The following is an 11,554-nucleotide window of genomic DNA, read 5'->3' as shown; positions in this document are numbered from 1 at the left end:
CAGCGACTCGATCTCATCGCGGAGGTGGGCCATCCCCTCCTCCTGCTGCAGCGAGAGGGCGTAGGCACCGTGAGCCCTCTCCCCCACAGGCCTTCGGAGTACTCTCGAGAGCTCCGACTTCTCTAGCGGTGCGGCCCCGACCGGGCTGCTTCCACTGAGAAATCCGGATCCCGCGCAGCTCCAGCATAGGCCGCTCTTGTCGAGCGGCGAACCGCAGTGCTCGCAGAGTTCATCCTGTCCAGGAGCGCCCATGCCCGAGAAGAGGTCAATTACTTTTAACGGACGGGTTATGTACGGCAACGAAACCCTAGTGTACGCACAGACTGCAGCCGCTTCTCTCATGGCATTCTTCCACGTAACAATGCTCCAGTAAACATTTAAACATACCGTAATCTAACCCTAAGAGTATGCCACAGAGAGGGTTCAGGACGATTACTGTAACTGAACAGCTTTACCAGCAGGTCAAGCAGCGCGCGAAGAAGGAGAACAAGAAGACGGCGACCTTCGTGAGCGAGATCCTCGAGATCATGCTCTACGTAGAGGACAAGTTCTCCAACTACGTGCCGTTCCTTGAGCTCATCTCGCTGGGGGACAACGAGGTCGTCATCAGAGACAACAAGAAGGACAGGATAGTCGGCGTCAGGGCAAAGGCGGACGATGATGGGAAGATTAAGTTCTACTGCGAGATGGACGATAACACGGACTACTGTCCGCACACGGCCTTCGCGGCGGCGCTACCGCAAGTAAGGAACGCCATAAGACGCTAGGAAGGATCTCGCGGTTCTTATGGCCTAAGCGCGGACGGCGCTTCTTGTTTTAACCTGGCGCGACGTATTCTCACATGCATGTGGATGAGGTCGCCGAGCGAAAGGTCGGACTACACGATCTTAAGAAATTGGCATTGGAGAAACTTCCTGAGGGACTGCTTCGCGAAGACATCCTTACTCAGCCCGACGAGGTTACCTCTGAACAGTACCTGGCGAACTGTAGGGTTTGGCTGAGGCTCCTGAGGCTAAGACGGTAGCCTCAGGACAGCCTTCCCGTTCGGTAGGTTGCCGATCCACTCCCATCCTTCTGTAATCGCTTTCTCGACCTCCTCGGGGGCAACAACCTTCTGCCTCTGCCCGTTGTTCATCATCACGGCGAAGAGCTTTTGCTTTACCAGGTCCTGCATCTCTTCGTCGCCCATCTCCACCAAGGCTATCTTTTCCAGCTCACCCTGTTTGTAGCCAACGGTCAGCAACATCTGCCTCTTGACCTGGGTCGCGATGTCGTCTTCCCCAGAAAACGGCTTCGTCAGGAGGTATCTCTGGGCCCTTTCAAAGCTCGAGCGCATGTCCCCGATGACGTCGGAAGGGAGCGTGTGCCTGTTCAGCGTGTATCTGTGCTCTATGTCTCCCTTGTGGCCCATGAAGAACACCCGGTAATCCCTGATGATGAGCCCCCGGCTTTCGGCGAGCATCAGGGATGTGTCAAAGCTCGAGCGTAGGTCGTAAGGCCTGGCCTTGATCGCGCAGGCGCGCAATCTCTTCCTTATCAGGGCTCCAACCAGGCCGCTCCTTACAAACAGGTTCTTCCTCGGCTTCGTGGTTCCAGGGGCAACAAGCGGAGAAGAGGCGTCCAGCCTCTCGCCCGACTTCATCCTCTGCGTCAGATACTGCGCGACGTATTCGCATCCCTCTTTTGCCAGAAAGGTGAAGTACTGATGTCCTGCCTTGCTCAGCTCTGGTCTGACGACGATCATGGCTGGAGTCCGTGAGAAACTGATTTGGCCGCTGTTGCCGTCATCGCCAATGTCAGGCCCAATTGCCACCTCCGGCAGGTCGCCGATCCTTAGCCCGTCAGAACCATCGTAGTTCCCCACCACCTCCAATCTGAGACCGGCTTGGGCAACCAGCGCACCCGCGCATCGTGTCTGTGGTGGCGCGTTCGAAAAGAACATGGAGAGTTCGGAACTTGTTGGCGCGTGCTTGTCTTTGAGGCTGGGAGTGTCTTGCGCGCCCTTGATCTTTATTCTTCCCTCCACATTGATGCCGTTATGAGCGAACCAGGATCGGAGGGCCTTCGTGTTGGAGTGGATGTAGCTGCCCGCCTTTCCTTCCGCCTCCAGCTTTGTCACCAGATCCATGATGAAGTTGTATGCCCACAGTGTTCCGCCGTTATCGGTCGCTAGGGCCAGGAGCTCCTTGGGGTTCTCCATCCCTCTGGAACGGCAGTTTGAACCCAGTCGCCTGAGGTAGACATCCGCGGTTATCCTTGACCCTCTGGATACATTGTCATACCATCTCTTAACGTCGGGGTCCTCAAACAGGTCCCTGTACTTCGGCTGCGCACCTCTCCAACAGCGAGAGGCTTGGGCCTTCTTCATGCCAACTAGGTCGCTGGCGCCTCTTAACGGAACTGGGCCCGATATCAGATGATACTGGGCCCCACCGGGCCCGCATCTAGCATCGGCCGGGACGAATACCGAGAGATTGGTGCGTTCCCGAGCAAGGTCAAAAACAACAGCCATCGATTAGCCCATCCAGACGGAGTCCCCTCGTCGTATTTGCCCACCCTTTTCCACCGAAGCGTAGACTCCTACCTTGACTTGATTGTATCGAGCTGCCGTGCGCAAGATGCCAAGGTCTTGAGGTAGGTCTCCCTGCGGAAGTGTAGTCATGACGCATCTCTTGCACGGGCCGGTGACTCTCAGTCGAACCTCCGCACCCAGGTGGAGAGTTCGACCAATCCAACCTTCCTCCACGAAACCCTTCGCTGCTGAGGAGGGTTCGACAACTATGTTCGGCCTGAAGCGCTTCGCCTCGAATCGCCCCTGGGGGTAGAACTCGTGAAGATGATCTGTGGTAGCTGTAGTAAGAAGGTGAACAGGCGCGGCATCGAAGAACGTCCGTGGTGGCATGGACTCATCTGTGACCTCGGACTTCTTGACGCGTCCCTCGATGTCGGGCCAGTACTCCTCATAACTTGGGTTGTCCAGTGACGGTGGCATTAGCTGGACTTCGGCGCCGAGGGCCTTCGACAGCAAGTCATCGACCCCTGGCTTGACCGATGTCGTCGAGCTGCCATCTGGGAAAGTGATTCGAACGGCTGGCAAGTTCTCGCCTACCCGTGGAGGATCTACGAACGAGGCCCGAAAATCAAAGAGCCTTCCCCACTTCCGCGGATTCTTGGCGCTCGCCACCTTCCCAGAGGCTTTGTCGACGAGCGCGTAGGCCCGGTCGCCTAGTAGTCCGCGGTCAGTGACATAGGAGGCATCAATCTCCTCTCCGAGCATTGACTTCACCGGATACCGCAGCACGGAGGACACCGAGCCAATCGGGGCCCCTGACTCCCTCGCTGTAACTTCACTTTCCTGCACCGCCAATCGCAGCGCATTCAGCCTCCTGTCATATTTAACGCCGGTCTGCTGCCGAGGACAGCTTTCAGGAGTCATTCAGGCGGGGAGCATTCGGGCGGGGAGCTCACCCGGCCAGCAGCACTTCCCGAACGAACTGATCGCCATAACTTAATCACGACGAACCCCGCAGCCTAGCCCGTTGGCAATCACCCTGGACGACCTCGTCCTGAGCGTGGTAGCGGCGTTCATCGGGCTCGGTGTGACTCTCCCGGTAACTTACTTGGTTGTGGACAGGTTGATAGAGCGCAGCGAGAGGAAGAGACTGGAGCCAATAGCGGTTACCGCCAAGGAGAGGCTCAGGTCGAAGCTGGGCGTCGGTTCGCTCACGACACTGTTGATTACGCTGGCGATCGACGCACGGTCGTCCCTGGAGGAGAAAAAGGCAATCCCCAAGGAGATCTCTCAGCTCTACATAGCCAAGCTGAAGTCCTTCCAGTCTGACCTTGAGATGCTCCTAGGCGTGTACAACGACGTCCTTTCGGTCGAGGTGGAGCATCTCACAGGGAACATTATCAGCCAGGTGGAGCACCTCCAGGAAGACCTCCAGTATCTAATAGAAATCCATCCCAGGCACGCGACTGAGACCCATGTCGACCACATCGAACATGTGATCCTGCAGGCTGTCAAGCTGACTAAGCAGGAGCTGGACGTCATCGGTGGTGGGAACGAGCAGATCAGGGCCCTCGAGGAGTGGCTCCTCGAACAGGACCGAAAGCACGTCCATCCGGTCCCCGAAGAGCCGATAGAGCTGAGCGGGAAGCACAGCCTGGTTTGAAGAGGTCGAGATGAATGGGTAAGCTTGTCAGGGTGGCCGAGGCAAATGAAATCGAGGACGGAGGGTCGAAGGTGGTCCAGGTGGACGGAAAGATGCTTGCGATATTCCGGGTCAAGGACCAGTTCTTCGTGCTGAACAACGCCTGCCTCCACAGGGGCGGACCCCTGGGCGAGGGGGACCTAGACGGATACCAGATTACATGCCCGTGGCACGGGTGGAGCTACGACGTGCGGACGGGCGCCTTCGGGATCATTCCGCCTTTGAAAGTCAAGAGCTATCCCGCACGACGCGAAGGAAGCTCGATCATGGTGGAGCTTGACGAATGAGGACGCTCGTCCGGAGAGGAGGCCTAGGGGGCCTTCTTGGTGCAGAGGACAATGTAGCCGAACGGTCCCCGACTGGAACCTGAAATCTCGAATCTCCCGGTCGCCACAATCCTCTGCCCGATTTCCTCCAAGCCGAGGAATTCGAGGTGGTTCCGCAGGATGGTGTTCTCGAAGAAGCGCAACAGCCTACCGCTCCCGCGGCTTGGCTCGACGTCGAGGATCAGCAGCAGCCCCCCATTCTTCAGAACCCTTGCGGATTCCAGCAGAGCCGCGTTCAGGTTGGTGAAGTGGTGCAGGGCCATGGTGGTGTAGGCCTTGTCAAAGAAGGAGTCCTCGAATGGCATCTTCTCCGAGGCCCCCGCGTAGCTCTTCAGTTGGGGGGATTCCCTTTTCATAGTCGCCACCCGTTTTTCGTCGGGTTCGAGGGCGAAGACCTCCAGCCCTTCTGACGCCGCCATTATTTGCCTAGCGACCTGACCTTTTCCGGCCCCGACGTCGAGGATTCGGTCACCTTTAGTCGGCGAGAGCATTTTCAAGAAGAGATCCCAGCTTGATTTTGGGCGCGTCCATGACACGTTTCCAGACCCCCTCGTGGAGCCGGCCCCCTCGCGGTGTTAAACTTGGCTCGACGCCACGAACTGAAATTCAGGTTAGGGATGGAAGTCGGAGCTCATCGCGACCTGGGCGTGGGGTTTCTCGGTTCTGGGAATCATGTCTTTCGCTTTAATACCGAGCTAGGCGCTTTCAGAAATTGGGTGAATGGTTGAGTTCGTATCGCATGGGGCAGTTTTCCGGTCGGAGATACATCAATCTAGAATCATACAAGAAGGACGGAGAGCCGAAACTAACACCTGTTCAGTCATTGGAGCACGACGGGCAGATTTACGTGCGCACCGATCCCAGCACCTGGAAGGTCAAACGAATCAGGAGGAACCCTCACGTCCGCGTAGTGCCATCCGACAGGAATGGAAAGCCTGCTGGCTCCTGGGCAGAGGGGGAAGCGCGCCTACTGGACGGAGATGAGAGGGACAGAATCTTGAAGGTATTCAGGAAGGAATACGGCGCGGTCGGGTACTGGACTGTGGGATTCGTCGGACGTCTTAGAGGAGAAAGGCAGATGTCGGCCTTCATTTCGATCACCCTTCAACCGGAGATTTGAAGAGGCATGGATTCATAATGAAACCTGCCATGATGCATAGGAATTCATAACACTGTTAAAATACTTATTAAGACAATCTGTGCGCAGGACGTGTGCAACGAAGTACGCTGGCCATTGTGGCAATTGTGATCATTATTCTCGCGGTGGGAGGGATATACGCAGGCCTTGGACTCCCGAACGGCTCGACAACTGGAACAACGAGTCCTTCGGGTTCGGTGGTGCATGTGGTCGCGGCCGAGAACTTCTGGGGGAGCCTGGCATCGCAGGTGGGGGGAACCCACGCCAACGTGGTGAGCATTGTCTCTGACCCCAATGCTGACCCGCACGAATATGCGAGTAGCTCGGCGGATGCTCAACTATTTGCGGATGCAAACCTCGTGATAGTAAACGGAGCCGGATATGACGCCTGGGCCTTGTCGCTCGTTGCAGCGAGCAATGCTCAGAATCAGGAGGTCTTGAACGTGCAAGAACTCCTCAAACAGTCTGCGGCTGCCAATCCGCACTTTTGGTACAGCCCCGTTTACGTGAACGAAACTGTGAACGCGATGTACGAGGCCTTTGTGTCGATCGATCCTGCCGATGCCGTCTACTTCCATCAGCAGTATGCAAACCTCAACGCCTCGCTCTGGCAAAGCTACATGAGCCGGGAGGTCGAAATCAAACAGCAATTCGCCGGCGCGCCGGTCGCCGCCACCGAGGACATCTTCGTGTACATGGCAAACGCGTCAGGCCTGAGGGTAGTCTCGCCTACTGGATTCATGCAGGCCGTAGCGGAAGGAAACGATCCATCCGCACAAGATGTTGCAACTTTTCAACAGCTCCTTGAGGGGGGAAACACCAGCGTCCGTGTGCTGGCCTACAATCAACAGACGGTGACGCCCCTTGCGCAAAGCATCAAGGAAGAGGCCGCCCAGTACGAGATTCCGATCATAGGCGTGACAGAGACAATACAGCCCCCAGATGTGACATTCCAATTCTGGATGGGCTCCGAACTGATTTCTCTTCAGAATGCGCTCAACGCGCAGGCGCTTGGCAAATGATGGATGAGCACGCGGTTCCCGGGACCGCCGAAGCCCGAGTACAGCCAGACCTCATAACGGCTGAGAACCTTGCAGCCGGGTATCATGATAAGATTGTTTGGCAAGGCGCTAACTTCTCCTTTCGCCGGGGGGAGTTCGTAGCTATCATCGGCCCCAACGGGGCGGGGAAGACAACTCTCTTCCGCCTCCTCCTCGGACTGCAACAACCCGTCAACGGCACAGTCAAGGTGCTTCGCGAGCATCCAAAGCGCGGCAATCCACGAATAGGCTACGTCCCACAGCGCCACATGATCGACGGCGACACAAACATCGAATGCCTCGAGCTGGTCCGACTGGGACTCTCCGGAAAGAAGTGGGGCTTCCGGGTCTTCTCCAAAGATGACCGCGATGCCGCTCTTGCAGCTCTGGAGGCAGTCGGCGCCGGAGAACTGGCGCACCGCTCCCTCGGAGCTCTCTCTGGAGGGGAGCTGCAACGGATATTCCTTGCCGAGGCACTGGTCAGCAACCCCGACATACTACTTCTCGACGAGCCGCTTTCGAACCTTGACCTAAGGCGCGAAACCGACCTGCTGCACCTGGTCAACGGCGTGGTCCGTTCGCGGGGCGTGACGGCTCTTCTCATCGCCCACAACATCAACCCGCTTCTGCCCCATCTCGACAAGGTTGTCTACGTCGCCAACGGCAAAGTCGCGACTGGGAAGCCATCAGAGATTCTGACTTCTGAGAGTCTGACGAAGTTGTACGGGGTCCAAGTCGAAGTGTTGCGCGACCCTCATGGGAATGTTGCGATTATCGGCGTCGAAGAGCATCATGGAGACATAAGATGACATGACCTTCAGCATCAATCTTCTGTACGACCTTCAGCAGATGTTGAGCTACCAGTTCATGCAGCATGCCTTTGAAACGGGGACGATGATAGCGGTCGTAGCCGGTGTGGTAGGCTATTTTGTGGTGCTGCGTCGTTCTGCGTTCACTGCCCATGCCTTCTCGGAGATGGGTTTCGCTGGTGCGGCCGGGGCCGTCGTGTTCCTGTCCGTGCTCGGGTCATACGCTCCCATCGTCGGGCTTCTTCTGGGGTCGACCACGGGCGGCCTGGCCATTGCCGCACTTTCGCGTCGGGCCGCCAATCGCGACACCCAGGTCGGTATCGTCCTTGCGTTTGGGCTCGGCCTGGGATTGTTGTTCCTCAGCCTGTACACGGGCTACGCGACGGAAGCATATTCGATCCTCTTTGGGGAAATACTGGGCATAAGCATCAGCAACGTCCTGCTGACGCTTGTCGCAACTGTAGGGATCCTGGCAACGGTTGCGGTCGTCTACAGACCGCTTCTCTTTGCTTCGCTGGATGAAGACGTCGCAGAAGCCAAGGGGATGCCCATGCTCTTCCTCGGAACGGTCTTCATGCTCCTCGTCGCCGTGGGAGTGTCCTTCGCAGTCCAGGTGACAGGGGTTCTTCTGATCTTTTCACTCATGGTCACCCCGGCTGCGACGGCCCAGTATCTGGCGAAACGTCCACAGCGAGCTATCCTGATCTCCGTGGGCATTTCTTTGATGGCGACGTGGGTTGGGCTCTTCGTCGCGTTCTACACCCCCTATCCGGTCAGCTTCTTCATCACGGCCATAGTGTTCGGTCTCTACCTGCTGGTCAGGCTCTTGCATCAACGGACTGCACAGGGCAAGCTCTCTTCGGCTAGGGATGGGTTATTAGGATGAGACTGACAACTTATATGAGGGTTAATAACAAAACTCCTCGTGCCAATCGTTAGCCTTTCGCTCCCCGAATCAATGCTGAAGGACATGGACGAGCTCGAGGAATCCTTCGGTTTCACCGGCAGGTCTGAGCTGGTCAGGGCTGCGATACGCTTGATGCTGGATGAGGACAGAGAGCGATTGGGCCTGTCAGGGGATGTGAGCGGGCTGGTGGTCGTCACTCACAACACTGAGGAAGAAGCACCTGTCACCAAAATCAAGCATGAGTTCGACAACATAATCAAGACGCACATCCACAGCAAGCTCACTCCCTCCACTTGCGTGGAGCTCTTCCTAGTTCACGGGGACGCCAAGAAGGTGTCCGCGATGAGCAAGGCGTTCAGGGCCCAAGACGAAATGAAGAGCTCAAAGTTCCTCCAGGTCTAGGCGGACAATCCTCAAAAGTCCGGGCCGATCTCCGGGGCGCCATGTCACAGACAAACACCATCATTCTGAGGTTCGACGATGCGAAGGCGGCAGAATTCGAGAGGATGTTCGAGGAGGAGGTCATGCCGCTCTGGAGGAAGTTCAAGACGGGGGGGAAGTTCATTTCGGCGTCACTCACTCCGGTGCAGGATGGGAACCAGATGAAGAAGGGGGTTAGGACCTACATCCTCCACGTGGAAGTTCCGAGCATGGCCGAGCACAGCGCCTTCGACAGCAACCCTGACTTCAACAGGTTCCTCCCAAGGGCCCAGGCGTTGCAGGTAGAGGAGCCGGCGGTGCTTCTGGGCGAGACCCTGTTCCAGGTCTGATGCCAGGTCTGATGCCAGGTCAGATGCTGATCCCGGTCGCGACCCTGATTACGTATCCGAAGAAGTAGAGGGCGATGGTCACGCCGAACATTATCGCGAGCAGTTCGACGTAGTCGCGCAGGAACGGCTTGGTCGAGATGACCGTGCTGTAGTAGGTGATCAGAGTGATGATGATGACGGCGAGGACCAGGGAGGTGGTGAGGGCGTAGATCTGGGCCTCGAAGATGAAGTAAGGTGCGGCCAGGATTATGGCGGTGATGAAGTAGGAGACCCCTGTGTATGTGGCCGAGAGTCTCGCGGATCCCTGGAAGCCCTGCTTGGCCTGGGCGAACGCCGCAGAGGCCATGGCGAGGGAGGCGGCGGCTCCCGCCACGATGCCGGCATATCCGGCTATCCGAGTGAGCTGATAGATTCCAAGTGACCCGGCGTGGATTCCCGTGATCTCCACGAGGGCGTCCGCAAGTCCGAGGACGACGAAGGAAATGTACCGGATGGCAGAGGTTTCGATCTTGTGGGCGAACTCGTTCTCGTGCGACTGCTCGTCGGCGACCATTTCCTCGAAGGAGGACTTGTCCGCCTCGGGGATCATCCCTGCCAGGGACCTGTACTCTTTGACGACCGTGGACTCGTGTCGGTCCAGGAACCTAGAAGCGAAGGTGAGGCCTAGGACCCTCCTCAGGAAGAGGATCCAGTAGAGCTTGAGCCGGTCGACTTTGGCCTCCTCCTCGGGGGCGTACTTCTTCCAGAATTCGTAGTGCTTGTGTTCGGTGGCCGATAGTTGCTTCAGGATGCCGGCAAAGGGGCTGTCAGCAGGGACCGTCCTCGAGAGCCGCTCGTATAGGGCGGAGTCCGTGTACTCGTGAGACATGCGGATTTTGGCCACGTCAGAGAGTTGGGGGTCTGAGGAAGGCATCTCCTGTTCGAAACGAACAGAGAGCCGTATTTGAACTCTGGGGGTCTATTCCAGGAAGAATGCGGGCTTCATCGGCAGGGCGAACTTCGCCTTGCTTGCAGGGTCGTGGACATCTTTGGCGCCTGCCTTCTGGACCTTGACGGCTACTCCAAGTTCCTTTGACATGAATTCGGCGGCTCCGGAGAGTGCTTCGTATTCGTCGAAACCGCGGTGTGATTTGTACTTCCGCACCATATCCTCTCCCAGCTCGAATGTCAGTTTGAAGATCCTGTCCGGTTGGATCTTTAGCGAAGCGAACTTCTTGACGATCTGCCCTATGTTCGCCTTCTTCTCCTTGGCCGAGGTCAGCTCGAGGAAGTAGCTCTTCGCAGAATCGGAGCAGACGTAGACGTTAAGCTTCGAGTGCTTGCCCTTGACCACCTTCAGCACGCTCCGAGCGTCATCGATGACCTTGGTCACGATCGTCTCCGCCAGCTCCGCCTCCTCGTCCAGGGGGAAGTCTCTCAGCGACGGCCAGTCTGCCTGACTTACCAGCCCCTTTCCTCCCAATTCATGGTTGAGGTCCTCGGCCATGAAGGGGGCGAAGGGGGCCATCATCCTGACCCAGGCGGTGAAGACGTCGACGAGGGTCTCCTTCCTGGGATGCCTGGTCCTGTGCAGGTAGTACCTGATGTCGTTCCAGACGTCGAGGAAGGCGGTCGCAGAGGCCCGCCTGATCTTCATCTCTTCCATGGATTCCGTGGCTGTTGAAATCCTCCGGTGCGTCGTGGAGATGAGCCACCTGTCCATCATGTCCTTCTCGCGCTTGACTCCGGACTTCAGGGTCTTCTTCACGAACGGTATGACAGCTTCGACCTTCCCCTTCGCGTCCTCGGCGCTCCTTTCCCGCCAGTCGGCGTCGTCCATGCCGTCGGCGGTCAGGGCGAGGGCAAGCCTGAAGCCGTCTGCCCCGAACCTCTCCAGGGCCGCCCGCCAGGTCACGAAGTTCCCCTTGGTCTTGCTCATCTTCTTGCCCTCGATCTGGATCATGCCGTTGATTCCGAAGCCTCTGGGCCACTGCTTCTCGGGGAAGAGGGCCGCGTGGTGGAAGGCGAAAAACGTCAGGTGGTTGGGGATGAGCTCCTTCGCCGAGTTGCGCAGGTCGACCGGGTACCAGTAGGAGAACTCGCTGTGCAGCTCCCTCAGGCGCTTCTCCGTCAGCTTCGCTGCCTTGGATACGTTGGCGGGGTTGCCCTTCCCCAGGAAGATGTAGTCTAGGACCTGTGGGAATAGGTTGTCCGGGCCCAGCTTCTCGGCGTTAACGAACTTGCTGATGGTGTAGTAGGCCATGTAGATGGTCGAGTCGCTCAGGGTCTCCACGATCCAATCCTTGTCCCAGGGTACCTTGGTCCCCATGCCAGAGCGCCGGGCGCAGGGCCAGTCGTTGAGCCAGTCGAT

15 protein-coding genes are annotated in these 11,554 nt (G+C 57.5%); 9 read left to right on the top strand and 6 right to left on the bottom strand.

Translation table 11 applies throughout. The annotated features are described in order from the left end of the window. A partial coding sequence (locus OK438_08735; protein ID MDA4125510.1) for a hypothetical protein occupies positions 1–252 on the bottom strand: 252 nt, incomplete at its 3' end. A gap of 155 nt (positions 253–407) precedes the next feature. Between OK438_08735 and OK438_08730 the strand changes: the two genes are divergently transcribed. After that, complete coding sequence (locus OK438_08730) at positions 408–767, top strand: hypothetical protein (protein ID MDA4125509.1); 360 nt, start codon at positions 408–410, stop codon at positions 765–767. 245 nt (positions 768–1,012) lie between these two features. Here the strand turns inward: OK438_08730 and OK438_08725 are convergent, their stop codons facing one another. After that, positions 1,013–2,368: a site-specific integrase gene (locus tag OK438_08725; protein ID MDA4125508.1), complete on the bottom strand. Its 1,356-nt coding sequence runs from the start codon at positions 2,366–2,368 to the stop codon at positions 1,013–1,015. Positions 2,369–2,515: 147 nt separating this feature from the next. Further along, on the bottom strand, positions 2,516–3,367 hold the full coding sequence (locus OK438_08720; protein MDA4125507.1) for an MOSC domain-containing protein: 852 nt from the start codon (positions 3,365–3,367) through the stop codon (positions 2,516–2,518). Between the two features lie 172 nt (positions 3,368–3,539). Here OK438_08720 and OK438_08715 point away from each other — a divergent pair, with 172 nt between their 5' ends. Continuing rightward, positions 3,540–4,175, top strand: coding sequence for a hypothetical protein (locus tag OK438_08715; GenBank protein ID MDA4125506.1), 636 nt, complete (start codon positions 3,540–3,542; stop codon positions 4,173–4,175). 14 nt (positions 4,176–4,189) lie between these two features. Further along, positions 4,190–4,501 (top strand): Rieske 2Fe-2S domain-containing protein, encoded by a 312-nt coding sequence (locus tag OK438_08710; protein ID MDA4125505.1) that lies wholly within the window; start codon positions 4,190–4,192, stop codon positions 4,499–4,501. A 23-nt stretch (positions 4,502–4,524) separates the two neighbouring features. Here OK438_08710 and OK438_08705 read toward each other — a convergent pair whose 3' ends face one another. Further along, positions 4,525–5,076: a class I SAM-dependent methyltransferase gene (locus OK438_08705; protein ID MDA4125504.1), complete on the bottom strand. Its 552-nt coding sequence runs from the start codon at positions 5,074–5,076 to the stop codon at positions 4,525–4,527. 203 nt (positions 5,077–5,279) lie between these two features. On the opposite strand from OK438_08705, the gene OK438_08700 reads away from it, so the two are divergent. From OK438_08700 to OK438_08675, 6 genes are all read left to right on the top strand, one after another. Continuing rightward, a complete protein-coding gene (locus OK438_08700; GenBank protein ID MDA4125503.1) occupies positions 5,280–5,660 on the top strand; it encodes a PPOX class F420-dependent oxidoreductase in 381 nt (126 codons plus the stop codon). A 92-nt stretch (positions 5,661–5,752) separates the two neighbouring features. Further along, a complete protein-coding gene (locus OK438_08695) occupies positions 5,753–6,700 on the top strand; it encodes a zinc ABC transporter substrate-binding protein (GenBank protein ID MDA4125502.1) in 948 nt (315 codons plus the stop codon). Next, positions 6,697–7,527 carry an ABC transporter ATP-binding protein gene (locus OK438_08690; GenBank protein MDA4125501.1) on the top strand — a complete coding sequence of 277 codons (831 nt, stop codon included), beginning with the start codon at positions 6,697–6,699 and terminating at the stop codon, positions 7,525–7,527. The genes OK438_08695 and OK438_08690 overlap by 4 nt, the downstream gene beginning before the upstream one ends. A 1-nt stretch (position 7,528) precedes the next feature. Further along, positions 7,529–8,413 carry a metal ABC transporter permease gene (locus OK438_08685; GenBank protein ID MDA4125500.1) on the top strand — a complete coding sequence of 295 codons (885 nt, stop codon included), beginning with the start codon at positions 7,529–7,531 and terminating at the stop codon, positions 8,411–8,413. Positions 8,414–8,452: 39 nt separating this feature from the next. After that, on the top strand, positions 8,453–8,836 hold the full coding sequence (locus tag OK438_08680) for a CopG family ribbon-helix-helix protein (GenBank protein ID MDA4125499.1): 384 nt from the start codon (positions 8,453–8,455) through the stop codon (positions 8,834–8,836). A gap of 41 nt (positions 8,837–8,877) precedes the next feature. Next, positions 8,878–9,204 carry a hypothetical protein gene (locus OK438_08675; GenBank protein MDA4125498.1) on the top strand — a complete coding sequence of 109 codons (327 nt, stop codon included), beginning with the start codon at positions 8,878–8,880 and terminating at the stop codon, positions 9,202–9,204. Positions 9,205–9,223: 19 nt separating this feature from the next. On the opposite strand, the gene OK438_08670 is transcribed toward OK438_08675, so the two are convergent. Both OK438_08670 and OK438_08665 read right to left on the bottom strand, forming a co-directional pair. Then, positions 9,224–10,117, bottom strand: a complete 894-nt coding sequence (locus tag OK438_08670; protein ID MDA4125497.1) for a rubrerythrin family protein — start codon at positions 10,115–10,117, stop codon at positions 9,224–9,226. 45 nt (positions 10,118–10,162) lie between these two features. Further along, the coding region (locus tag OK438_08665) for a class I tRNA ligase family protein (GenBank protein MDA4125496.1) at positions 10,163–11,554 on the bottom strand (1,392 nt) is incomplete at its 5' end.

This window comes from Nitrososphaerota archaeon (assembly GCA_027887005.1).
Lineage (GTDB): Archaea > Thermoproteota > Nitrososphaeria > Nitrososphaerales > Gagatemarchaeaceae > UBA183.
This window is presented reverse-complemented; position numbering and strand designations above follow the sequence as displayed.